The organism is Flagellimonas sp., from assembly GCF_965233845.1.
In the GTDB taxonomy this organism is placed as follows: domain Bacteria; phylum Bacteroidota; class Bacteroidia; order Flavobacteriales; family Flavobacteriaceae; genus Flagellimonas.
Map to the genome: position 1 here is coordinate 686,052 of NZ_OZ247584.1, position 24,301 is coordinate 710,352.

Sequence of the window (24,301 nt, forward strand, 5' to 3'; positions counted from 1 at the left end):
AGCAAAAGCCACATTTTTTAGAAACTCTTAGGGCCTAAATCGTGACAAAGGTCATATTTTTACCCCATGGAAGAGGAAAAGGTGATATTGGTCAACACCAATGATGAACCCATTGGCTTGATGCCCAAGATGGAAGCCCATGAAAAAGCAGTACTTCACAGAGCTTTTTCCGTTTTTATAATGAACAATAAAGGGGAGACCATGTTGCAACAGCGGGCCAAGGATAAGTACCATTCCCCACTTTTATGGACCAACACTTGTTGCAGCCACCAACGTGACGGTGAAACCAATATTCAAGCTGGTAAAAGGCGATTGATGGAGGAAATGGGATTTTCCACAGAGCTTCGAGAGCTGTTTTCCTTTATTTATAAAGCTCCTTTTGACAATGGCCTAACAGAGCATGAGCTAGATCATGTGATGATGGGTCATTACAACGATTCGCCACAAATAAATCCCGAGGAAGTTGAAGGTTGGAAATGGATGCAACCTTCGGATATCAAACAGGATATAGCTCAAAATCCAGATAAGTATACGGCCTGGTTCAAGATTATTTTTGAGCGTTTTTATGATTACCTAACCGATAATAAAACAGAACATGAAGGTTAAGGCAAGCAGAAAGGCAAGTTTCAATGCTGCACATCGATTGTTTAGGGCGGATTGGAGCGATGAAAAGAACGATGCCATCTTTGGAAAATGTAACAATCCCAGATACCACGGACACAACTACGACCTTATTGTGAGCGTTACGGGAGAAATTGATCCAGAAACCGGTTTTGTTATGGATCTAAAGATTTTGAAAGAATTGATCAAGGAGCATGTGGAAGAGGCCTTAGATCATAAAAATTTGAACTTGGATGTTCCGGAATTCAAGGAATTGAACCCCACTGCAGAAAACATTGCAATCGTAATCTGGAATAAACTAAGACCACATATTCATAAAGACAAAGAACTTGAGGTGGTGCTCTATGAGACCCCTCGAAATTTTGTAACATACTCAGGATAAAATGAACAATTACCCTTTAAAATTTACTCCCATTCTTAAAGAACGACTTTGGGGTGGAACCAAGCTAAAAGATGTACTGAACAAATCCATAGAAAGCGAAATTACTGGTGAAAGCTGGGAGCTTTCTGGGGTTGATGGTGATATTTCCGTGGTTGAAAATGGAGATTTGAAGGGCACTTCGTTGCAAGAACTCATTCAAAGTAATGGAGAGGCCTTATTGGGTAAAAGTGTGGTCGAGCGTTTTGGATTGGATTTTCCCATTTTGATCAAGTTTATTGACGCCAAACAAGACTTGTCCATTCAGTTGCACCCCAATGATGAATTGGCCAAAAAAAGGCATAATTCCTTCGGAAAAACTGAAATGTGGTATGTGATGGACGCCGATCCAGGAGCAAAACTGATTGTAGGTTTTAACAGGGATGTGGAAAAGGAGGAGTATGTAAAAAGCTTGGAGGAAGGAACCTTGGAAAGTTTAATGAACTATGAGGAAGTAGCTGAAGGAGATACTTTTTTTATCAATACAGGCAAAATCCATGCAATTGGGGCTGGGGTATTGCTAGCGGAAATCCAGCAGACTTCAGATGTCACATACAGGGTTTTCGACTTTAACCGAAGGGATAAAAACGGAAACCTCCGGGAATTGCACACCGAATTGGCTTTGGATGCCATGGATTATTCCAAGAAGGATGATTTTAAGGTGAATTATTCCAATGAACTGGACAAGGTGAATGAAATGGTGGATTGCCCATATTTTAAAACCAATTTCATGGAACTTACCAATTCCCTGGAACAGGATGTCACAAACAGGGATTCCTTCACTATTTACATGTGTGTGGGAGGGGAAGCGAACATAAGCAATAATGGAGGCAGCACTCTCATTAAGAAAGGTGAAACAGTATTGGTTCCTGCTGCCAGCACCAAAATAAACATTGCTACAGAAGGAGTCAAACTTTTAGAAGTTACCATTTAATAGTACATTTGAAAAAACACTAGTATGGCAAGTATTCGCGATTTAAAAAAAGATGTCAATTTTGTCTTGGGAGACATTATTGAGGCGGTCTACCTGTGGGAAGCTGGTTCTGACAAAAAGGATTCAGAAGAGGGAACGGCAATCATTGACAAAGCCATTAACGTTTTTGATGAGCTTATGGCCAAAATCCATCAAAAGGATGTGGAAAACCACAAAGCCCATTTTAAAAATATCCGAAATCTATTGGAAGAAAAGGCAACGGCTTTGGTTCAAGAGTTCAACAAGCTCTCCAACTAGATACTATTGGCCATCCAATTGCGTCCTTAGAAGTTTCCCGTACTTGGAGGAAGCTACATGGGGCTCCAGCACTTTGTAAACGGAATCCAAATATATAGGATTTACCACATCCCCTACCGTGGTCATGAGATAGGGAGTAACATAAGAATCCCCATTGATCAACCCAAAATTTAGAGCGTATCTATACGTGCCTAGTACATTTCTATCGATAAGTCTTTGAATGGAATCCTGCTTCAGCGTATCTTCTTGGAATTCAGGTTGGGCAGCCAACTGAAATAATTCCAATTCCCGTATCCCGAATTGTGACATCATCTCATTGAATTCCTCTAGCTTTTTATTGCTGATGGAACCAGAAATTTCAGGGTTTAGATCAAAAGTGTTCCAATTGGTTTTGATCGTGATGTCGCCGGATTCACCAAAAAAGGTAATACGATCGTTGAGGTCGTTATTGTCTTGTTTATTCAGATAGAGGTAGAATACATCGGGTTCTTCCAACTCATGGGCAAAAACAAAATTCCCATCACCTTGAATCTCAACAGAATCCAAAACAACTAAAGTAGAGTCCTTAAAATGTTGCAAGTATAAGGTTCCCTTTTTAAGCCCTTTGATGTTCCCCGAGACCGTCATTGTATTTTCGGTTTTGCTTGTACAGGAAACCAAAAGCACAAGGAGGGTCAAAACTGATAAAATCCGCTTCATGAATAAAATTTTTGAGTGGCAAATATGCATAAACTTATGGAATATTTAAACCTTGGAAGCAACTTCCATGAGCAAAGCACATAAATAAGCACCTGCGGTACCCACCACATATCCAAAAACGGCCAGCAAAATCCCAACCGAGGTCAAGGAGGGGTGAAACTCCGCCGCCACAACCGGAGCCGAAGCAGCTCCACCCACATTGGCTTGACTACCCACTGCCAAAAAGAAATAAGGCGCCTTGATCAATTTGGCTACCAAGATCAACAAACCTGCATGGATGGTAATCCAAACCAAGCCAATGGCAATGAGTCCGGGATTTTCCATAACACGACCCAAATCCATTTTCATCCCAATGGTTGCCACCAAAATGTAAATGAACATGCCTCCAATCTTGCTGGCACCTGCACCCTCATAGTTTTTGGCCTTGGTAAAGGAAAGACCTATCCCAATGGTGGTGGCAAAAACCACCATCCATAGAAATTTGGAACCTAGGGACGACAGAATTTTTTCTTTGTTTCGGATAACTTCAAAATTGGCTTCCAAAAATTCCGCAAAATGATGTCCTGCCAAATGGGCAATGCCAACCCCGGCAAAAGCGTACAACAACATCATCATAAAATCATGTAGGGAAGTCACACGGGCTATTTTTGCTGTATGCGTACTGACTTTTTCCTTTAGCTCCTCGATGGAGGAGGTGTCGGCCTTCAGCCAATTATCTATTTTTTTGGTTTTACCGATACCGAGTAGCAATATGGCCATCCAAAGATTGGCTACCACAATATCTACTAGCACCATTCCGCCATACTTTTCCTGGTTAAATTGAAAAACTTCCAACATGGCGGCCTGATTGGCCCCGCCACCTATCCAACTCCCGGCAATGGTGGCCAACCCACGCCATACGGCGTCAAACCCATTGCCGCCAACAGTTTCTGGCGAAAATATGGAAACAATTAAAATGGCAACAGGCCCTCCAATGACAATTCCTGCCGTACCTGTCAAGAACATAATCAAAGCTTTGGAACCCAGGTTTGCAATAGCCTTTAGGTCTATACTCAGTGTCATTAAGATCAAGGCTGCTGGCAACAAATACCGACTGGCAATGTAATAAGTCTGCGAAGATTTTTCGTCCACGATTCCCGTACTGGCCAAGATGGCAGGTAGCAAATAGCACATGAGCACTGTGGGCACAATACCATAGAATTTTTTCCAAAAGCCTGTTTTAATGGATGAGGTGTAAAAAACAAAACCGAGACATAAACAGAGAAGACCAAAGATGATGGTATCTTCGGTAAAAGGTAGTTGGTTCATACAATAAATCTAGTGACTCCCAAATATAGGAAAATCAAAGATGGTCCTTGATAAATTGGGCAACCCCATGTTCCTTATTGCTCAAAGTAACCCAATTGGCCACTTCTTTGGCTTCGTCCCGACCATTGGCAACAGCAACTCCGCAGCCCACCTTTTGCAGCATCTCCACATCATTGAAATTATCACCAAAGGCGATTACATCCTCAAGGGTTTCATCCGATTGCAATAAAGATTGGATGGCTCCCAATTTGGAAACTGCTTTAGGTGCAATTTCTATCAAGGTGTCATTGGATCGATAGCAATTCATAGTATCGGAAAAATGGGATTCCAAAACCGGGGTTATTTCATCCATCATCTGCTTGGTACCCATAAGCATGATTTTGTGCGGACCAGTGTTATTTTGTTCCCATCGTTGCAGGGTTTTGGCTGTGGCTTCAAATATGGGCTGGGCCTTGGTGTTAAAAATTTCCTTTTCCACTCGTTCTGAAGTCTCTTCAACACACCACTCATCATTTTGATAAAGTCCCAGCTTTATCCCATGGGCATCGCAAACAGTATGGAGTTCCTTAGTTTGACTAATGGATATCATAATGTTGCATAACTCATCTGCCTCGTGCAAGACCAAAGCACCGTTATAGCAAACCAAAGGGTTATTCTCGATACCCATTCTGTCCTGGAGATACCTCATGGACTTGGGCATTCGGGCTGAAACCAATACTACCCGCATTCGGTTCTTTATCCGATTGATTTCCGAAACCGTAAAATTGGAAACGTCATTCTTGCTGGACAGGAGGGTACCGTCCAAATCCGAACAAAGTATCTTAAAATTCATGCTAAATATTGAGCCAATAGGTAAGCTTTAGGTTAATGGACCTATTTCTGGGCATAAAGGTATTCACAAAATAATTGTCATTGTATACCAAAAACAGATCAGAAAGAGGTGCAAAACGCCATTGCAGTCTGGAGTTGAAACCAAGATTGTCCCTCTGGTTGCTGTATTGGACCAAAGTTGACCAAAAAATGGATTTGCTAAACGTGATATCCACTCTTGGGGCCACAAGCCATATATCTGCTCTTGCATAGGGAGCGGGAAGGTCTATATGGTCGTAATTGAACATCATGGACAAATTCACCTTGGGTTGGAAGCGTAGCATCATATCACCTTCCAACGAAAATCGTTTCCCATTAAAAAATTCCCCATACGAGGGTTCAACACTGAAAGAGAGTGTTTTTCTTCTGTCCGATTGATATTCCAGTTCTGCCGAGGTAAAATAATACCCGTTATTTTCAGGTAGGGGTACGGCACCGTCCTTTCCTGTGGGGTCAAATTCCTCGGTTAGATAGACAAAACGGTGTTCCAGTTCAGCACTAAACTCGGAAAGGTTGGTAAACATGGCTTCCCAGCTTAGATTGTAGAAGTAATCGGTATTTTGATAGTCCAATTGAGGCCTCCAAGTGTATACAGAAAAAAGGTTGATGGAATGGCTGTTGAGCGCCCTATTTTGTGGCCAAAAGTTTCGGTTTAGGCTAGATGCAACTTTAAAAATATCCTTTCTGGGGATAAATCCTAAATCAGATTCGAATTCCTCATCAATATAGACGATATCCAAAAACCCTCCGTAATTCTTGGCGTTATAGTTTGCAAAACCACCAAAGGAATAATTTCCCCTACTGTCGTTGGGTTGAAATGATTTATGGCCATAAAATTTACCGTTCCATGTATTGTCCGCGCTGGCCAAATTATAATCCAAACCCACCACGCGGTTGTATTCCTCACTTTCATCCAAAAAATCCGGTGAGTCAAAAGACTGCCTGTTAATAAAGAACATGCTCACATTTGAACGTGAAAAAACCTTTTGCTGCAAGGCCAACATCATATTGTTGTTAGAGGCTATTTCATTGGTTTCATCTTCTTCGGTCTGAATGTTAAGAAACCCTAGTCTAAGATTATTGTTGAGTTTACCGCTTAAACGCACCCCACCAATAATTTTGTTCTCTATGGTATTATCATCGGCATCTTTGGCAATACCAATTCGTCTGGAGAAAAAAGGATTGGCATCCCTACCTCCCCCAAAACTGGAAAAAAGGTCACTGTTGTCAATAAAAAACTGACGTCTTTCCGGAAGCGATACCTCAAAGCGGGTAAGGTTGGTGATAAAATTATCTACTTCTACCTGCGAAAAATCCGGATTGAGGGTAATATCCAAATTCATTCCATTTCCAATGGCAACTTTGGCGTCCCCTCCAATTTTGACCTTGTTTCTGGACTCGTCATTTTCAAAATCCTTACCTGAAATCCCGTTGATATAAGGAATTAAAGCTAAGGGAGTTCTCGATTTTCCCAAAGGTTTTTCAAAATGCATATCACCCATAAAGGCCAAATTGAAAACCAACTGGTTTTGCGGAATTTGGATCCAGTTGCTTCGTTCATTGCTTTGTAGGTCAAAACGATAACTGTTAAATCGCCATTTAGTCTCACCTTCCCTGAATTTAAACGAGGTCAAAGGAATGGCTATTTCCGAGATGTAATACCTATCATGGATTTTTGATTCGCCCCGCCATTTCACGTCCCAGGAAGTCGTAAATCCTCTGAGGTCGTTTCCTCCACCAGAAATTAGGGCCTCTCTACGTACGCCCAATGGGTTGATTCCGAATAGAAAGGCATTGGTTCCATCATTGAAGGTATCGAACATTAGGGTAATGTTATCGCTATTGCCCGCACGGTAATCCCTGCGCAAGGAGGGAGTGATATAATCCTTTCCTTCGGCTTCCTGGCGAATCCCAATATACAGGGTGGTATCATCAAAAAGCATTTTGATTTCCGTCTTTTGTTCGGCCAAAATAGAATCTGTTGGAAAGTACTGTTGAAAACCATGCGCACTTTCCGCAGTTTCCCAGACAGATTCGTCCAGGACACCATCCACGGTTATGGGTTGGGTTATGTACTTTACGGTAAAACTCTTCTCGTTGGATTGTGCGGTGAGGAGCAAAGGTGATATGGCCAAAGCCAATACCAAGCGAAGTTTCAACATAAGGGTGTTTGAGTTAGATTGACAAATTTAAGGGCAACCCTAGTTAAAAAAATCCTAAAAAATATAATCGTTTGTTTTCACATGATGGAAGGCGGATTTGAATTAATCGATGAGGCGTTACAAACTTTAATTTGTAGTTTTTACATTTGAAAAAATCATCAATCATGAAAAACCTCGCCTTTCTTTTTTTGCTTGTCCCCACTTTGATTTTCAGTAATACTTTTTGGGGTAAAACCGGACATCGGGTAACTGGACATATAGCCCAAAATCATTTGACCGGAAAAGCCAAAAGGGCATTAAAGGATTTGTTGGATGGACATAGCTTGGCGTATGTTTCCACCTTTGCCGATGAAATCAAGGCTGATCGTAAATATTCAGGGTATTTTGCCTGGCATTTTGTGAATTATCCATTGGGCACGCGATACGAGGATTCGGAAAAAAGCAAATACGGGGATATAATCACGGGGATAGAGGAGTGTATTCGCATGGTTAAGAACAAAGAAAACAGTAAGAAGACCCGTTCCTTTCATCTTAAAATGTTGGTACATTTAATTGGTGATCTGCATCAGCCTATGCATGCCAGTAGGGCAGAGGACAAAGGCGGTAATTCCATTCAAGTGCAGTGGTTTGGGGAAGGAAGCAATTTGCACAGGGTATGGGACAAAAACCTGATTGAATCCTACGGCATGACCTATACGGAATTGGCCACTGAACTGGATCATCTAAGCCGTAAGGAACGTAAGAAAATACAGGAGGGCACCATATACGACTGGGTAGAGGAGTCCCATGAAATATGTGCGGATATTTACGACTCTGCCAAAACGGGTGACAAGCTCGGCTACCAGTATGGCTATCAATATAATGAAGTGCTCTTCCAACAACTTCAAAGAGGAGGATTTCGTTTGGCCAAGGTGCTCAATGACCTTTTTGACTAGCGCCTACTTGATTACCCTAAAGGTTAGATTGATTCGTCCACCAATCTTTTTTGAAGTTTTTGGGATTTGATGCTGCCAAAAATGTTGCGTTGCCCCTTTCATGATCAATAAACTCCCATGCTGCAATAGTATTTTGGACTTTATTCCTTTGTCTGCCTTGTTTCTCAATTGAAAAAAGCGTTCGGCTCCCAGACTTACCGAAGCAATTATTGGGTTTGTTCCCAGTTCCTTTTCGTCATCGGAATGCCAACCGTTGCTGTCTCTTCCATCCCTATAAAAGTTAAGTAGGCAGGTGGTAAAGGTGTTCTGGGTCAATTGTTCTACCTCCTTTTTAATTTGTTGCAATTCGGGTGTAAAGCTGTGGGGGTTCATGGTAATTCCGGAGTAGGAATAGGTTTTGTCGTTATCGGCATATAAAGCCGTTAATCTTGGTTGGGGATGGGTTTTGCCAAAAACAGTGATTTGGTCCTGCTGCCAAGGTATGGTTTCGCCAAGTGTTCGGAAGAAGTGGTTCGCCCTTTCAAGACTTAGAAATGAAGGATGATAAATAATATCAGCGTTGGGAAGATCCAAGTTTATTTTGGTGTCAAAAAGTTCCATTTTATTTGAGGACTTTTCTCAATTGGTTTCTGTACTCCGATGGATTTTGCCCTGTAAAGGCCTTAAAACTTTTATTGAAGTGCGAAAAATTGTTGAATCCACTTTCATAACATACCTCTGTGATGCTGATGGGCTGCTCCGCCAAAAGTTTGGAGGCATGCACCAACCGATATTCATTCACAAATTGTGTAAAAGTTTTATGGGTTATTTTTTTGAAGTATCTGCAAAAGGAAGGAACGGTCATACTAACCAAATCCGCAATTTCTTCCAAGCTTATATCCTCCTTGAAATTTGCCTTTACGTGGTTAAAAACAATGTTGATTCTGTCATTGTCCTTGACCTCGGTCTCCATGGAAAATCCTTCGGCATTCAATACTTTGATTTCTTCCGAGGTTGCCAATTGGTTTAAGATGTTCAGGATAGATAGCAAACGCTGAAAATCCGTCTGATACTCTAAAATTTCCATTTTTTCTCCCACTTTGAGCTTGGTTTTTCCAAAGAAGGCAATACCACCTTTTGCCACTTCAAACAATGTTTGGATGTTCTTCATTTCCGGGATATTAAAGAAGTCATTTCCCAAAAAATCCAATTTCATCTGCACAATGGTCTCACTTTTATTGCCGGTCAATTTATCTGTAAAACCGCAATGGGGCAGATTGGAACCGATCAAGATCAAGTCCCCGTTCCTGAAATAGGAAACATGGCTGCCAATTTGCCTTTTTCCCGAACCCCCATTTATATACACCAATTCCAATTCTGGGTGATAGTGCCAAGCATTGTTTTTGTTTTCGTTGTTCTCGTTAAACTTTTGGTAGGTGAACGAGTGCCCGAAAGTAGGTTCAATCGCTTCAAAAGCGGGCTTCTGTTTCATCGCGTTCAATTTTATTTGGTACTGTAAAATTAAGGTGCTTTAAACCAAGCTGCTATGCAAAATTACCTAAAATATGTGCTATTTTAACCTTAACGTCATATTAACATGCTTAATAGGGTAAAATTGAACATAAATTGGAAAATAGGGTAGTGTTGGGAGCTGAATTGTCATAGTAGTTTTGTCTTGTAATTATTAAAAAAACGAAACGTTATGAAATCAGTTTTGAATTATGTTACAGTAGCAGCATTCCTTTTGGGTACAATGGGATATGCAAACGGACCTGCAAAAAGCGAGGTAGAGAAAAATTTGATCAACATTGAACTTGATCCTGTATTTGTAAAGAAGGGGGACAAATTGTTTGTGAACCTTTTGAACCTATCCCAGGAGAAAGTAACTCTAAAAGTATATGACAGTCAAAACAGGCTGGTTTTCAAAGAAACTGTGAGCGGAGAACTTGTGATTGAAAAAGCTTTCAATTTTGAAAAAGCCTTTAAAGACAGCTATACTGTAGTGGTAGTTGACGAATCTGGTACCTATAAGGAGACCATGAGCGTAAAATAAGTTTGTTTAGTTAAATTCAGTTTTGAGGGAGGCCCAATTTTGGGCCTCTTTTTTTGTTGGGGAACAAAAAAGACCTGCCGGGAAAAGAAAAAGCCCATTGCACCCGACAGGCCAAAAAGAACACTAACTAATTACATCACTTCAATCGTAATCTTGGATTGCAATGGTTCTGTTGCACTAAGGTCTAAAAGTACATCGGGTTTGTAATCTTTTTCTATCCTAATGGACGTATGCCCTGTTTGAATTGACGGATGCCTGTTTTCAATTGACGGATTTTCAATGGACAATGTTCAATTAACAATATTCAATTCATTTGATCCTAGACCCTAAAGCCAAGACCTTGAACTTTGAATGCTAGATGTTGGATGTTAGATGACAGTTTAATTTTCAAATAACTAATAACAGATAACTGAACTTGAATTTGAATTTTGCGCTTGAACCTATTTCAGAAATCTTCGCAGCTTGTCCCTTTTCCGTTGCGGTAGGGCTTCGTTTTCCAAAGCCAATTGTATCTGCTCTGGATTTTTTTTTCTGGTAAAAAGCAGTTGATAAAATTGTTGTGTAGTTAGCGGATTTGAAGATTCCTCAACCAAAACAAATTCATCCCCTACCTGGACTTGGCCTACTTCCAGAACCCGCATATAAGTGCCTGGATACCCTCGGTCAATGAATGTTTTTAAAATGTCCTGGTCATCAAAACGGATTCCCAGTTTAAAACAGGGCTCCCGTGGTTGGGTAACTTGAACCAAGGCAGTACCCACTTTGTAGATATTTCCAATTTTTAGGGTAGACTCATCCAAACCTTCAACAGTCAAGTTTTCCCCAAACATGCCCCAATCCCAATCTAAGTTGGGGTACTTTTCCTTCCAATAAGGATATTGCTCTTTTGCAAAGAGATAACAGGCCTTAAAAACGCCTCCATGCACTTTTCTATCGCTGATATTGTCCCTGGCTACACTTTCAGATTCCAGGGTAATAGGTTCGTTTACAGGATATTTGAAAATCCCGGTGGTGGTTTCCTGACCGTTCCAGACTATGGGGGTGGGCTTGCCCAAATTGGTTGAGATGATTCGCATAGGCTGAAATTAAAAAAACCACCGGGATTACCGATGGTCTTTAACAGAAAGATATTCTTTTTTTATCCTTTTTTCTCCAACCTTTTGGTGATGAAGAAACCCACCATCAAGCCAACCCCTGCCATTAGAAAGATGGTTCCGGGAAACGCTATTTCCTCATCCAAGCCCAAACCGTTAACCATGGAGGAACCTAAAAAGATGGCAATTCCTATACTCATAAGAAGAACGGCAAAATTGATCAATACAATTTTCCAGGTGGATAGTTCGCCATCGTCCTTAGACTTGAAAAAGATACTGGCATCCACCCCTTTTTCTATTAAGGCCAACCGTTCTTTATTGCGAGTGGAAAAATAGAGGTAACAAATTGCGAAAACTACCAGAAAAAAGCTGATTGGAATTAAAATTGCTTCTGCCATGTTGTTCGTTTTTTAATTGATTAATAAACTCGTTTTGCATAGGACGACACTTTTTTTGTTGAGGTTACAGTTCATCTTGTATTTTTTTCCGTAGTGCATTTGAAGACACCTTAACTCAAAAACCGTCAGTTCGAGTTTTTTCCGAGGGAAAAAGTACCTGCCTGGCGGCAGGCAGGTCGAGAACAATGGTTTTCTTATAAAATTCTACTTCTCGACATATTTGACACAAGACACAAGACACAAGACACGAGACACGAGACACAAGACACGAGACACAAGACACAAGACACGAGATGCTGGATGCACGTTGGAATGAGTCGTTTTTAACTTTTCATTTTCCATCATCGGACATCAGACATCAGACATCAGACATCAGACACAAGACACAAGACACGAGATGCTGGATGTTAGTTGTTGGGTGTTCTAAGGATAAGGCGGTTTTTCATTTTCCATTTTCCATTTTCCATCATCGGACATCGGACATCGGACATCAGACACGAGACACGAGACACGAGACGCTGGATGCTAGTTGTTGGGTGTTCTCTGGATGAGGAGGTTTTCCATTTTCAATCTTCAGACACCAAGCACCAAGCATCAAGCACCAAGCACCAAGCACCAAACATTAGTTTACCGGTTTCCATTTTCCATGTTTCATTGTAGGACCATAATGACCACACGAATGGACGAATTACAGTCCAAGTGCACCACGGTTTTTTTAACTTTAATGTAACCTAGGGCCTTCCAACGTCGTCTTACTCAACAAATGAAGCAAACGAAAAACCAACCGGATATTGCTGCCATCTTAAATGGGGATACACAGGAATTTTCCATCCTTGTAGATCAGTACAAGGACTTGGTGTTTACGGTTGCCATACGTACCCTGAAAAATAGGGAAGAGGCAGAGGAGGTGGCCCAAGATACCTTTATAAAGGTGTTTAAGTCCTTAAAGAATTTTAAAGGTGATTCCAAGCTGTCTTCCTGGATCTATAGGATTGCATACAATACCTGTTTGGATCGGGTAAAGAAGCATAAAAAGGAGCTTAAAAATACACCTATTGAGGAGGTCAAAAGTGAGGCGGTGATGGAAATGGGCAATGCCCTTGACGGATTGGTGATGCAAGAGCGGGCTGAAACCATCAAAAGATGTATACAGCAATTGTCACCTGTTGATGCAGCTTTGCTGACACTTTTTTATTTTGAAGAAAGAGACCTTAAAGAAATGGCCAAGGCATTAAATCTAAGTCCCAATACGGCCAAGGTAAAACTGTTTAGGGCCAGGAATAGGCTGGGAGCTATTTTAAAAAAACAATTGGAACCAGAAACAATACAAAGTTATGGACAAGGATAAAGAATTGGAAAGACTAGTGGATAAAATGATGGAAGAGGCCCCTTTGGAAACCCCATCATCCAATTTTACTTACGCGGTAATACAGGAAGTTACCAAGCTTCAGCGATCCATGGCCGAGTATAAACCCGTGATGTCCATAAAGTCCATTTTAATAGCCCTGGGCATGTTGGGAGTTTTTGGGTTCTATCTATTCGCTACCAATTCAGCAACAACCCCAGCCGAGGGTCAAGTTATTCAGCTATTATCCGATGCCAAAAATTGGTTTTCAGCAAAAATACCCCAGCTACAGATTTCAAAAACCTTTAGCTATATGGTAGGGGCTATAGGGCTCATGGTATGTTTCCAAGCCTTCGTCCTCAAGCGCTATTTTAATAAGAGATGCGCCTAAAAATGAAAATGTCAGTCCGGGCGGAGCCAAGATATATTTGGATAGTCTCATAAGACGTTCTCGACTACCTGCCTGTCGGCAGACATGGCGCTCGAACTGACATCATCTGTGCATCTACTTGATCATATCGTAGCTACGGGCAATAAAGTTGGTCAACTCCTCACCTTTAAGCAGTCCTTTGGACAAACGTGCCAAATCCAGGGATTGATTGATCAAACGCTCCCGTTTTTTAGCCGTTTTGGTATTTAGGATTTCACCCACCAATTCGTGGTTGGTGTTTACAATCAAATTGTACATTTCCGGCATATTGCCCATCCCAAACATACCACCGCCACCGGTTTGCTGCATTTCCTTCATACGGCGCATAAATTCCGGTTCTGTAATGATAAATGGGGAGGCGTTGCTGTCCATGGCCTCCATTTGGATCGTATATCCCTTTTCTTGGACAACTTTTTCCAAATCCGCTTTGAGGCGGTCCTTCTCTTCGTCGGAAAGTTTGGAAATAGCGGTGTCCTCTTTTTTAATCAGGTTGTCCAAGTGGTCTGCATCCACACGGGCAAAAGAGAGCTTTTCCTTGGAAGTTTCCAATTTTTGCATAAGATGCGAAACAATTGGGGAATCCATCAGCAATACCTCATAGCCTTTGGCTTTGGCGGCTTCTATATAGCTGTGCTGTGCCTCTTTGTCCGAAGCATAAAGCACTACCAATTTGTCGTCTTTATCCGTTTGATTGTCCTTGATTTTATTTTCCAGCTCTTCAAAAGTGAAGTAGGAACCATCAACGGTAGGGTATAGGGCAAATTTATCCGCTTTTTCAAAGAATTTCTCTTCGGAAAGCATTCCATACTCTATTACCACTTTGATGTCGTTCCATTTTTGTTCAAAATCCTCACGGTTGTTTTTGAATAAGGAACTCAGTTTGTCCGCAACTTTTTTGGTGATGTAGGATGATATTTTTTTCACCGCCCCGTCCGCTTGCAAATAGGAACGGGAAACATTCAAGGGAATATCAGGGGAGTCGATTACCCCTCTTAGCATGGTTAAGAACTCAGGAACGATCCCCTCTACATTGTCCGTGACAAAAACCTGGTTTTGATAGAGCTGAATCCTATCTTTTTGAACGTTTAGGTCGTTGGTCAATTTGGGAAAATACAAAATCCCGGTCAGGTTGAAAGGATAGTCCACATTCAAATGAATGTTGAACAAAGGCTCTTCAAACTGCATGGGGTATAACTCCCTGTAAAAGTTCTTATAGTCTTCTTCCTTTAGTTCTGTAGGCTTTTTGGTCCATGCAGGCGTGGGGTTGTTGATAATGTCATCTACTTCCTGGGTTGGAGCCGGGTCGTCTTCCTTGGCACCTTCAGGTTTTGGAAGCGTTTCGGTCTTGGTTCCAAATTTTATGGGGATGGGCATAAATTTGTTGTACTTGGTCAACAACTCCCTTATTTTGGCATCTTCCAAAAATTCTGTGGAATCTTCCGCCACATGAAGAATAATCTCTGTTCCTCGGTCGTCCTTCTGGGTTTCTTCCAAGGTAAATTCGGGTGATCCGTCGCAAGTCCAGTGCACCGCTGGTTCATCCTTAAAACTCTTGGTGATGATTTCTACCTTGTCCGCTACCATAAAAGCTGAATAGAAACCAAGTCCAAAGTGACCTATGATTCCTGAATCTTTTCCAGCGTCCTTGTATTTGTCCAAAAATTCCTCCGCACCGGAAAAAGCTACTTCGTTAATGTACTTTTTTACTTCCTCGGCAGTCATACCGATACCTTGGTCAACAATACGGATTTGCTTGTTGTCCTTATCCACTTTGACCTCAATCTGGGGATTGCCATATTCTACTTTGGCCTCACCAATGGACGTGAGGTGTTTCAGTTTTAAGGTTGCATCCGTGGCGTTGGAAATGAGCTCCCTAAGGAAGATTTCATGATCACTGTATAGAAATTTCTTGATTAACGGAAATATGTTCTCTACGGAAACATTGATTTTGCCTGTAGCCATTGTTAAATAGTTTTCTTTTTTCCATAGCATGACAAAAAAAATACCAGAATTACAAAGCTGACAAACTGACACCGAAGAGGATTTTTCAATTTTAACATAATTTTGTTTAACAAAAATTAAAAAAGAATGAACAAAATTTATATATTTGTATTGTTATGGAGGAAGATTGCTATGAAAAACTTCATGCTATAACACGTTTGTTTATTGGTTAGGTTGTTGGAAACGCACTATCGCTCGGTAGTGCGTTCTCCGTTAAAGCTGGTTGGGTTGGTCATCCCATGTTCTATTTTTTGAGAGATATAACTACTAGCTTGAATATATTTTTTACTTTTCCACGAAATACCTTTTGCTTGTTTTGCAAGAGTTGATTAAAAATACTTTATGTACAATTCCAAAATATCTGGACTCGGGTATTATGTTCCCGAAAATGTAGTTACCAATGACGATTTGACCAAGGTGATGGAGACCAGTGACGAATGGATTCAGGAACGAACAGGAATCAAGGAGCGTCGCCATGTGGTAAAAGGAACCGATACCACCACTTCCATGGGTGTCAAGGCAGCAAAAATTGCCATTGAACGCGCCGGAATAGACAAAGATGACATTGACTTTATTGTTTTTGCAACACTTAGCCCAGACTACTATTTTCCAGGGCCAGGCGTATTGGTTCAAAGGGATTTGGGAATAAAAACGGTTGGGGCACTTGATGTTAGAAATCAGTGCTCTGGTTTTGTTTATGGGGTTTCTGTGGCAGACCAATACATTAAGAGCGGCATGTACAAAAATGTACTTGTTATAGGTTCTGAATTACACTCCCATGGTTTGGATATGACCACTCGGGGCAGGGGTGTATCCGTGATTTTTGGCGATGGGGCAGGGGCGGCTGTACTTACACGCGAGGAGGATACCTCCAAAGGAATTCTTTCGTCCCACCTACATTCCGAAGGCCAACATGCGGAGGAACTTTCCCTGATTGCCCCTGGAATGGGCAAAAGATGGGTTACCGATATTATCGACGACAAGAATCCAGAGGATACTTCATACTATCCATACATGAATGGGCAGTTTGTGTTTAAAAATGCCGTGGTCCGTTTTAGCGAGGTAATTATGGAGGGACTTCAAAAGAACCAGTTGGGTCCGCAAGATATTGACATGCTGATTCCACATCAAGCCAATTTGCGCATCTCCCAATTTGTGCAAAAGAAATTTGGCCTCTCCAATGATCAAGTCTTCAATAACATCATGAAATATGGGAATACCACTGCGGCATCTATTCCCATTGCTTTGACCGAGGCATGGGAAGCCGGTAAGGTAAAAGAAGGTGATTTGGTGGTTTTGGCTGCTTTCGGCAGTGGGTTTACCTGGGGCAGTGTGATCATAAGGTGGTAGGATGGGCAGGCGACTGAAGGGTTTAACTCCACCATTGATTGAATTCATAGAAAGACAAAAAATGTTTTTCGTAGCTACGGCCATGAAGGAAGGGAGCGTCAATCTTTCACCAAAAGGCCTGGATTCCCTGCGGGTATTGAATCCTAACAGGGTCGTTTGGCTCAATCTTACAGGAAGTGGCAATGAAACGGCCATTCATCTAAGTCACAACAACAGGATTACCCTGATGTTTTGCGCTTTTGAGGGAGATCCGATTATTCTTCGAATCTATGGAAAAGCAAAGGTGTACGGTACCGAAAATGAAAACTGGAATAAGCATATCCAATTGTTCCCCACCATAGTTGGGAGTAGACAATTGGTGGATGTGGATATTGAAAAAGTGCAAATTTCTTGCGGGATGGGGGTTCCCTTAATGGACTATCAATCCCAACGGCAAGGTCTGTTGGACTGGGCCGAAAAACAGGGTGATGAAGGCTTGGAAAAATATTGGCGAAAAAAGAATGTAACCAGCATAGATGGTTTTGAAACCAAGAAGGAATAAAATAAAACCCCAATCTCCTAAGAGATTGGGGTTTTTAAATGATAGACCTTGAAGACTAACCAACCAACACTCTGTCAAGGAATACCAAAATCATGTTATAGAATTCCTCCACCTGATTGCTTAGTGTTGTCATCTCTTCGCTTACGTTGTTTGGCTCTGTATTTACCACCACCAAATCGGTAAGAAAGACCGGCATAAACGTTATGGCTTTCCCAGTTGAAACCACCGTCCTGTACATAAGGTCGTTGCCCATCAAATTGGAACATCATACTGTTGAACATGTCGTTGTAGTTTACACTGATGGTACCTTTGCCCTGGGCAAAACTGTAGCGTGCACCAAGATTCACAAAATACATGGGTTCTATGGTAAACTGGATATTTTGGTTCTGTCCGCGGTAGAAGCCAAACACCTGCATGGTCAGTTTTTTGGTAACGGTAAAGCTATTGTTCACCCTTAGGTTCCAGGCGTTGTTATCCACTTCCACATTTTCCACAAGAATATCATTCTCCGTTGGGTCTGGATTGTCTCCCACCAAACTTTCGGTTATCCCGCGATTGGTCTGTGAATAGTAATCAAAACTAGCGTTGATGCTCCACCATTTAAGGGGTTTGTAGTTGATGGACGTTTCAAAACCATAGGCAGAGGTCTCATCAAAATTGTCAAATGTCAAGATCAGTTTATTGAAATCCAATCGGTCTACGTAGACAGCTCTGTTAATTTCATCAGATATAGCCCGGTAGAAAACCCCGGCCGTAATGCTTCCATTTTTGATTCGTTTGGTGTAGTTGGCCTCATACGAGTTGGTAAACTGAGGAACCAAACTAGGATTACCAAAAGAGGAAATCAATGGAGTGGCCCATTCCCTAATTGGGTTAACCTGTTGTAGACCTGGTCTGTCAACCCTTCTACTGTAGCTTACTTGTAGCTGATCTTTTTCATTGGGTTTGTAAGTCAAGAAAGCGGATGGGTAGATTTCCGTGTATTTATCCGTGAATGAGCGAACTCTGTTGGTATCGGCCTGCACCTCCACATTTTCTATCCTTGCGCCAACTTGGTAAGACCATTTCTCCCGGTTCTGACCAAAGGTTACATAAGCGGAATACACATCCATATTGTAATCAAAGTCGGTGCTAGGTGTTGGAACCAGATTACCCTGGGAATTAAAGGACAATCCTGTGGAATTATAGCCCACATTGGTTTCAAAATTTCTGGACTCCAACCCAATTTCCAATTTGGAGATGCTATCCAGCGGATTCACATAATCCAAGTTGGCAATGGTTTGTGTACGCTCGGTGTCCACAAAATCCATATAATCTGGGAACAGACTTGCTCCAGTGGTCCTAAAGTCGGCATCTTGGTTGTTTTCAAAGCGATTGTGATCCACCTCCAACTCAATATTGTGCCCCTCTTTTTTGAAATCCAGTTTGTAATCAAAGTTGTATTGTTCGCTACGGTTATCGCTTACGTCAGAGAAAAACTGTGTTAAGTTTCTGGATAGGTCATCCCTATAGGTTATGGCCGTGATTCCTTCACCGGTACCGTCAAATATGTTTTGATTGGTAAAAACGGAAATGGTGTTTTTGTCGTTCAGATAAAAATCAACCCCAACCTTGTACAAATGTGATTTGTTGTTATTGAAAAAATCGAAGTCCTGGACAGAGTTCTCGTCTACTCTCAGAATATGCCCATCGTTTACGTATTTCCCAATATTGTTACCGTAGTTGCCATAAAAATTGAACTTCCCATTTCGGTAGTTCATGTCTATGGAACTATTGAATTTGGCCTCAATGCCCTTGGTCAAACCTGTGGTAACACTACCATTGAAACCAATATTGGCATTTTTGTGCAACACAATATTGATGATACCGCTCATTCCTTCAGGGTTGTATTTGGCTGAAGGATTGGTGATCAATTCGATGGATTTGATGGATGTAGATGGGATTTGACGCAGTAATTGCGCAACAGGAACATTGGAGAGTTTTCCGTCCACCATCACCCTTACGTTGCTGTTTCCCCTCATTGTGATGTCCCCAGTCTGTGAATCCACGTTTACAGAGGGTATGTTGTTCATAATATCCGAAGCCGTAGCTCCGGCCGTGGTCAAATCTTTTCCAACGTTGATAACCTTACGGTCCACACGCTGTTCAATAGTGGTACGCTCTGCAACCACTTCCACCTCTGAAAGTTCTTCGGTTTCTTCCATTAGGGTAATGGTACCAACGTCCACTTTTCTGTTCCTTTTGGTGATAACCAACTTTTGGGAATGTGTTTTGTACCCAATAAATTGAACCTCCAATACGAAATTTCCCTCTGGAAGCTTTTTGATTTCGAAAGTACCCTCTTCGGTTGTGATTCCTCCGGTAATGGTTTCAGTACCATCCTCAGATTTAACCACAATGGCCGCATAGGCAACCGGTTGGTTCAGGGCATTGTCCACAACAGTACCGGAAATGGAACCCACAGGGGGTTCATTATCGTTGTTGGCTTTTGCGTTTTCAGGTAAAATGATGCACAAGAGTAGTGCAAAAAGAAAGATTACTCTTTTCATGAGCTGTTTGTTTTGATTGATTGATGTTGTCTACAAGACGACATTAAACAGGGAATGTTACATTTCCTTTTGGGTTTAACATATTTTAACAACCACAAAAAAGATAAGGGCTTGTAAGGCAGGAGGTTTTATACGGACAAAAATCGAAGTTTGTAAAAAAATAGGCCCTGACTTTCAGTTTAAACCGAAACACCAGGGCCAAATACATTGATAAGCTATACTAAACACTAACCATTAACTATAAAAAAATACAGACTTACCAATGCTTAATTTTGTACGTACAATAGACGGGCTTTTTTTTCAATAGTTACAATCTTTATATCAGTTTAACATATAAATTAACAAATGCTTATGACACTTGTTTTTGGTGCGTCCTTAAATCCCAGTAGATACAGTAACCTTGCAATCCGCAGATTAGTTGAGAACAACATTGATACAATGGCGTTTGGGGCAAGGGAAGGGAACGTTTCCAATGTACAAATTAAAACCAAGCTGGATGATTTTCCTAATGTTGACACCATTACTTTGTACCTCAATCCATTGCGTCAGAAGGAATACTACCAAGACATACTGGATTTAAAGCCCAAACGAGTGATTTTTAACCCAGGTACAGAAAACCCTGAATTTGTTAGAATTTTGGAAGCTGCCGGAATAATGGTGGAAAATTCCTGCACCTTGGTCCTATTGGCTACTGGACAGTACTAACTTTTTCTCCCTTTTTTCGGATAAGCCAAAGTCCAAAAAAGGTCAAAAGTCCGTTTAACGGAAGCAATTCATATCCCAAAACATAGCCACCCAAGTATTCCGAAGGTATGTTGGCCACCGTCCAAATAATGGCAACAGAAAGTGCACTTACCAACCACACCCACTTATCGTGAATCTTTTGTTTGGTAAGGATTCCAAAGGCAAAAAGACCCAATAGTGGACCGTAGGTGTATCCAGCAACGGTAAGCAAACTATCTATCACATTGCTGTTTAGGATATACTTGAATGCGATGATCACCAAAATAAGCATCACACTCATGATAATATGGGTGCGTTTTCGTATCTGCTTTTGTCGGGATTCCTCTTTTTTCTCCACTTCCAAAAAGTCCACACAAAAAGAAGTGGTCAAGGAAGTGAGTGCACTGTCTGCACTGCTGTAGGCAGCAGCCACAAGCCCCAACATAAAGGTAACGGAGAGGGTTATGCCCAAACCACTGTTCAAGGCCACCTCAGGAAACAATAGGTCGGATTTAGGTTGGCCGTCCATTAACGGAATGGAAATCCCATTTTTACCGGCGTAGATGAATAGGAGGGCTCCCAGCAGCATAAACAGGAATGTCACTCCTACCAATACCAAACTAAAGGAAACCATGTTCTTCTGTGCATCTTTTAGGGATTTACAGGTGAGGTTTTTTTGCATCATGTCCTGATCAAGTCCAGTCATACAAATGGTCACGAACATACCGCCAATAAAGGATTTTACAAAGTGGTTTCTATCTAGAAAACTCTCCGTGAACAGGAATTTATCGTAGGCTTTTAGTTCTTCCGAAACCAAAAACTCGCCAAAGCTCCAGTCCAGTTCCCTGTTGATCAAGATTATGGAAAGCACAACGGCCAAAATCATGAATAGGGTTTGGAGGGTATCCGTCCAAACAATCGTCTTTATGCCTCCTCTGTTGGTATAGATCCAAATCAAAAGAATGGATATGACCACAGTAAACTCAAACCGAACACCCAAATCGTCAAAGACGAACTGTTGAAGTACGATAGCAACCAAATACAGCCTAAACGCTGCCCCCAAAACCCGGGAAATAAAGAAAAAGAAGGCCCCGGTCTTGTGGCTTACAACTCCAAATCGTTCCAAGAGATACTCGTAAATGGAAGTCAGGTTCATTTTATAATAGAGGGGCAGAAGCACATAGGCTACCACAAAATACCCAAACAGATACCCTAAAACTACCTGCATGTATCCAAATTGGGAAGCTTCAATCCATCCGGGAACGGATATGAAAGTAACCCCGGAAAGTGAGGCTCCCACCATGCCAAAGGCCACTAGGTACCAAGGCGATTGTTTCCCAGCTTTAAAAAAATCTGCGTTACTGTCGTTTTTACCTGTAAAATACGAAATGAGCATTAGCACCATGAAATAGGCACCAACGAGCAAGAGAATCTGAAATGCGGACATAAGAGGAATTTGAATTGCAAAGTACAAAAGTAAATTGGTAACCGTAAAATCGTAATTTTGTGGGATAAGCAGAACTATGGATTTTTCATCGAAGCTTTTGGAGAATGCCGTTTATGAAATGTCCCAATTACCGGGCATAGGCAAGCGCACGGCCCTTAGATTGGTGCTACATTTGTTGAAGCAGCCCGAGCAGCAGACAAATCACTTGGCAGAAGCTTTATCCAAGCTCAGAAACGAGGTGAATTTTTGCAAAACCTGCAACAATATCTCAGATACAGAGATTTGTGAGATCTGTGCCAGTCCCAAACGAGACCGCTCTTTGGTATGCGTCGTGGAGGACATCAGGGATGTTATGGCCATTGAGAGTACCTCGCAATACAAAGGATTGTACCATGTACTGGGGGGCAAAATATCTCCTATGGAAGGTATTGGGCCACAGGATTTAAATATTGTTCCCTTGATAAACAGGGTAAAACAAGGGGAAGTACAGGAACTGATTTTTGCCTTGAGCTCCACCATGGAAGGAGATACCACCAATTTCTATATCTATAAGCAGCTGGAGGGGTTAAAGGTGACTACCTCTACCATTGCCCGTGGAATTTCAGTAGGGGATGAGCTGGAATATGCAGATGAAGTCACTTTGGGCAGGAGCATCTTGAATCGAATTCCGTTTGAAAACGCAATCAAGGCAAGTTGATAGCGATGGATTAATGCATAAAAATTAAGAATAAGCGGATTTCTTTATTATTTTTGCAAAATAAAGGTCAATATCCGTTCGTTAAATAAGAATATGTCAAAATTTGAATTGAGGTTACCGCAGATGGGAGAAAGTGTTGCCGAGGCAACATTGACTACATGGTTGAAGGAAGTGGGCGACACTATTGAAATGGATGAAGCCATCTTTGAAATTGCCACGGATAAAGTGGATTCAGAGGTGCCCAGTGAAGTAGAGGGCGTGCTTTTGGAAAAGCGTTTCAACGTGGATGATGTAATCAAAGTTGGAGAGGTGGTAGCTGTTATTCAAACGGATCAAGTTGTCGAGGCAGCATCAAACGGACAGGATACTACAGAGCCCGAGGAAGCCATTGAGGTTCCGGCAGCGGAACTTGAAAGCCAGATATCCCAAGTACAGGAATCCATTGCAACGCCAACACCTGATTTTGGGTCTTCCGAAAGATTTTACTCACCCTTGGTACGTAACATAGCCAAGGAAGAGGGCGTTTCCATGGAAGAACTGGAAACTATAATTGGAACAGGTAAGGAAGGTAGGGTCACAAAAAACGATATCAAGGCATTTTTGGAGCATCGTTCTACCAATGGTAGCCCAGTTACTGCTGCACCAGAAACCAAAGAAGCCGTACCTTCTCCAGCTAAACCCAAAAAGGAGGAGTCCAAGGCTACACCGATACCGGTATCTAGTGGGGATGAGGTCATTCCTTTAAGCCGTATGGGCAAGTTGATCGCCCACCATATGGTAGAGAGCATAACCACATCGGCCCATGTGCAAAGCTTTGTGGAAGTGGATGTGACCAATGTGGTCAACTGGAGAAACAAAATGAAGGATGCTTTTCATAAAAGGGAGGGGGAGAAACTTACCTTTACGCCCATTTTCATGGAGGCTGTTGCCATGGCGCTTAAAAAATATCCTTTGATGAACATTTCCTTGGATGGGGATAAGGTCATTAAAAAGAAGAACATCAATTTAGGTATGGCTGCGGCCTTACCTGATGGCAACCTTATTGTTCCTGTTATTAAAAATGCCGACCAACTTAATTTGGTGGGGATGGCCAAAACCGTGAACGATTTGGCCAATAGGGCTAGAAACAATCAGTTAAAACCAGATGAGGTTCAAGATGGCACCTATACGGTGACCAACGTAGGTTCCTTCGGAAGTATTTTTGGTACGCCTATTATCAATCAACCCCAAGTAGGGATTCTTGCCTTGGGTGCTATCCGAAAGATGCCATCTGTAATTGAAACCGATCAAGGGGAGTATATTGGTATCCGCAGTAAGATGTTCCTCTCCCATAGTTATGATCACAGGGTGGTTAACGGTGCTCTTGGTGGCATGTTTGTAAAGACTGTGGCGGATTATTTGGAAGCTTGGGACATTAATCGGGAAATCTAGCCCGTAAAAGAGGTCTTTT

24 protein-coding genes are annotated in these 24,301 nt (G+C 41.7%); 13 read left to right on the top strand and 11 right to left on the bottom strand.

Annotation, left to right across the window (positions count from 1 at the left end):
- The first annotated feature begins 66 nt into the window (after positions 1 to 66).
- The 4 genes from idi to ACO6S0_RS03060 are packed head-to-tail and all read left to right on the top strand — an operon-like array spanning position 67 to position 2,270.
- Entirely contained in the window at positions 67 to 606 is a 540-nt protein-coding gene (gene idi / locus ACO6S0_RS03045) for an isopentenyl-diphosphate Delta-isomerase (RefSeq protein ID WP_422350553.1), read from the top strand.
- Complete coding sequence (locus ACO6S0_RS03050; RefSeq protein WP_422350554.1) at positions 596 to 1,003, top strand: 6-pyruvoyl trahydropterin synthase family protein; 408 nt, start codon at positions 596 to 598, stop codon at positions 1,001 to 1,003. Before idi ends, ACO6S0_RS03050 begins: the two co-directional genes overlap by 11 nt.
- A gap of 1 nt (position 1,004) precedes the next feature.
- The gene (locus tag ACO6S0_RS03055) at positions 1,005 to 1,973 is read left to right on the top strand and encodes a type I phosphomannose isomerase catalytic subunit (RefSeq protein ID WP_422350555.1); all 969 of its coding nucleotides are present in this window, start codon (positions 1,005 to 1,007) and stop codon (positions 1,971 to 1,973) included.
- Positions 1,974 to 1,997: 24 nt separating this feature from the next.
- Positions 1,998 to 2,270, top strand: a complete 273-nt coding sequence (locus ACO6S0_RS03060; RefSeq protein ID WP_422350556.1) for a hypothetical protein — start codon at positions 1,998 to 2,000, stop codon at positions 2,268 to 2,270.
- Between the two features lie 3 nt (positions 2,271 to 2,273).
- Here ACO6S0_RS03060 and ACO6S0_RS03065 read toward each other — a convergent pair whose 3' ends face one another.
- The 4 genes from ACO6S0_RS03065 to ACO6S0_RS03080 are packed head-to-tail and all read right to left on the bottom strand — an operon-like array spanning position 2,274 to position 7,309.
- Positions 2,274 to 2,969 (bottom strand): DUF4369 domain-containing protein, encoded by a 696-nt coding sequence (locus ACO6S0_RS03065; protein ID WP_422350557.1) that lies wholly within the window; start codon positions 2,967 to 2,969, stop codon positions 2,274 to 2,276.
- 45 nt (positions 2,970 to 3,014) lie between these two features.
- Positions 3,015 to 4,277 (bottom strand): DUF819 domain-containing protein, encoded by a 1,263-nt coding sequence (locus ACO6S0_RS03070; protein ID WP_422350558.1) that lies wholly within the window; start codon positions 4,275 to 4,277, stop codon positions 3,015 to 3,017.
- A 34-nt stretch (positions 4,278 to 4,311) separates the two neighbouring features.
- Positions 4,312 to 5,109, bottom strand: a complete 798-nt coding sequence (locus ACO6S0_RS03075; protein WP_422350559.1) for a Cof-type HAD-IIB family hydrolase — start codon at positions 5,107 to 5,109, stop codon at positions 4,312 to 4,314.
- Between the two features lies 1 nt (position 5,110).
- On the bottom strand, positions 5,111 to 7,309 hold the full coding sequence (locus tag ACO6S0_RS03080) for a DUF5916 domain-containing protein (RefSeq protein WP_422350560.1): 2,199 nt from the start codon (positions 7,307 to 7,309) through the stop codon (positions 5,111 to 5,113).
- 164 nt (positions 7,310 to 7,473) lie between these two features.
- Between ACO6S0_RS03080 and ACO6S0_RS03085 the strand changes: the two genes are divergently transcribed.
- The gene (locus ACO6S0_RS03085; protein WP_422350561.1) at positions 7,474 to 8,244 is read left to right on the top strand and encodes a S1/P1 nuclease; all 771 of its coding nucleotides are present in this window, start codon (positions 7,474 to 7,476) and stop codon (positions 8,242 to 8,244) included.
- 3 nt (positions 8,245 to 8,247) lie between these two features.
- Here the strand turns inward: ACO6S0_RS03085 and ACO6S0_RS03090 are convergent, their stop codons facing one another.
- On the bottom strand, positions 8,248 to 8,844 hold the full coding sequence (locus ACO6S0_RS03090; RefSeq protein ID WP_422350562.1) for an alpha-ketoglutarate-dependent dioxygenase AlkB family protein: 597 nt from the start codon (positions 8,842 to 8,844) through the stop codon (positions 8,248 to 8,250).
- Position 8,845: 1 nt separating this feature from the next.
- The gene (locus ACO6S0_RS03095) at positions 8,846 to 9,715 is read right to left on the bottom strand and encodes an AraC family transcriptional regulator (protein WP_420399011.1); all 870 of its coding nucleotides are present in this window, start codon (positions 9,713 to 9,715) and stop codon (positions 8,846 to 8,848) included.
- Positions 9,716 to 9,925: 210 nt separating this feature from the next.
- Between ACO6S0_RS03095 and ACO6S0_RS03100 the strand changes: the two genes are divergently transcribed.
- Entirely contained in the window at positions 9,926 to 10,276 is a 351-nt protein-coding gene (locus ACO6S0_RS03100; protein WP_422350563.1) for a hypothetical protein, read from the top strand.
- A gap of 440 nt (positions 10,277 to 10,716) precedes the next feature.
- On the opposite strand, the gene ACO6S0_RS03105 is transcribed toward ACO6S0_RS03100, so the two are convergent.
- Positions 10,717 to 11,352 (bottom strand): MOSC domain-containing protein, encoded by a 636-nt coding sequence (locus ACO6S0_RS03105; RefSeq protein WP_422350564.1) that lies wholly within the window; start codon positions 11,350 to 11,352, stop codon positions 10,717 to 10,719.
- Positions 11,353 to 11,414: 62 nt separating this feature from the next.
- Positions 11,415 to 11,768, bottom strand: coding sequence for a DUF6249 domain-containing protein (locus ACO6S0_RS03110; RefSeq protein WP_422350565.1), 354 nt, complete (start codon positions 11,766 to 11,768; stop codon positions 11,415 to 11,417).
- 763 nt (positions 11,769 to 12,531) lie between these two features.
- On the opposite strand from ACO6S0_RS03110, the gene ACO6S0_RS03115 reads away from it, so the two are divergent.
- Together ACO6S0_RS03115 and ACO6S0_RS03120 are read left to right on the top strand one after the other, a co-directional pair.
- On the top strand, positions 12,532 to 13,116 hold the full coding sequence (locus ACO6S0_RS03115; protein ID WP_422350566.1) for an RNA polymerase sigma factor: 585 nt from the start codon (positions 12,532 to 12,534) through the stop codon (positions 13,114 to 13,116).
- Positions 13,103 to 13,504 (top strand): hypothetical protein, encoded by a 402-nt coding sequence (locus tag ACO6S0_RS03120; RefSeq protein WP_422350567.1) that lies wholly within the window; start codon positions 13,103 to 13,105, stop codon positions 13,502 to 13,504. Before ACO6S0_RS03115 ends, ACO6S0_RS03120 begins: the two co-directional genes overlap by 14 nt.
- 114 nt (positions 13,505 to 13,618) lie before the next feature.
- Here the strand turns inward: ACO6S0_RS03120 and htpG are convergent, their stop codons facing one another.
- A complete protein-coding gene (htpG, locus tag ACO6S0_RS03125; RefSeq protein ID WP_422350568.1) occupies positions 13,619 to 15,505 on the bottom strand; it encodes a molecular chaperone HtpG in 1,887 nt (628 codons plus the stop codon).
- A 381-nt stretch (positions 15,506 to 15,886) separates the two neighbouring features.
- On the opposite strand from htpG, the gene ACO6S0_RS03130 reads away from it, so the two are divergent.
- Together ACO6S0_RS03130 and ACO6S0_RS03135 are read left to right on the top strand one after the other, a co-directional pair.
- Positions 15,887 to 16,894, top strand: coding sequence for a 3-oxoacyl-ACP synthase III family protein (locus tag ACO6S0_RS03130; RefSeq protein WP_422350569.1), 1,008 nt, complete (start codon positions 15,887 to 15,889; stop codon positions 16,892 to 16,894).
- 1 nt (position 16,895) lies between these two features.
- The gene (locus ACO6S0_RS03135; RefSeq protein WP_422350570.1) at positions 16,896 to 17,435 is read left to right on the top strand and encodes a pyridoxamine 5'-phosphate oxidase family protein; all 540 of its coding nucleotides are present in this window, start codon (positions 16,896 to 16,898) and stop codon (positions 17,433 to 17,435) included.
- A 95-nt stretch (positions 17,436 to 17,530) separates the two neighbouring features.
- Here the strand turns inward: ACO6S0_RS03135 and ACO6S0_RS03140 are convergent, their stop codons facing one another.
- Entirely contained in the window at positions 17,531 to 19,984 is a 2,454-nt protein-coding gene (locus ACO6S0_RS03140) for a TonB-dependent receptor domain-containing protein (RefSeq protein WP_422350571.1), read from the bottom strand.
- Between the two features lie 345 nt (positions 19,985 to 20,329).
- Here ACO6S0_RS03140 and ACO6S0_RS03145 point away from each other — a divergent pair, with 345 nt between their 5' ends.
- Positions 20,330 to 20,689, top strand: a complete 360-nt coding sequence (locus tag ACO6S0_RS03145) for a CoA-binding protein (RefSeq protein WP_422350572.1) — start codon at positions 20,330 to 20,332, stop codon at positions 20,687 to 20,689.
- On the opposite strand, the gene ACO6S0_RS03150 is transcribed toward ACO6S0_RS03145, so the two are convergent.
- The gene (locus ACO6S0_RS03150; protein ID WP_422350573.1) at positions 20,673 to 22,154 is read right to left on the bottom strand and encodes a sodium:solute symporter; all 1,482 of its coding nucleotides are present in this window, start codon (positions 22,152 to 22,154) and stop codon (positions 20,673 to 20,675) included. The genes ACO6S0_RS03145 and ACO6S0_RS03150 overlap by 17 nt on opposite strands.
- A 76-nt stretch (positions 22,155 to 22,230) precedes the next feature.
- Between ACO6S0_RS03150 and recR the strand changes: the two genes are divergently transcribed.
- Positions 22,231 to 22,851: a recombination mediator RecR gene (gene recR / locus ACO6S0_RS03155; protein ID WP_422350574.1), complete on the top strand. Its 621-nt coding sequence runs from the start codon at positions 22,231 to 22,233 to the stop codon at positions 22,849 to 22,851.
- Between the two features lie 93 nt (positions 22,852 to 22,944).
- Positions 22,945 to 24,282, top strand: a complete 1,338-nt coding sequence (locus ACO6S0_RS03160) for a dihydrolipoamide acetyltransferase family protein (protein ID WP_422350575.1) — start codon at positions 22,945 to 22,947, stop codon at positions 24,280 to 24,282.
- Positions 24,283 to 24,301 lie beyond the last annotated feature (19 nt).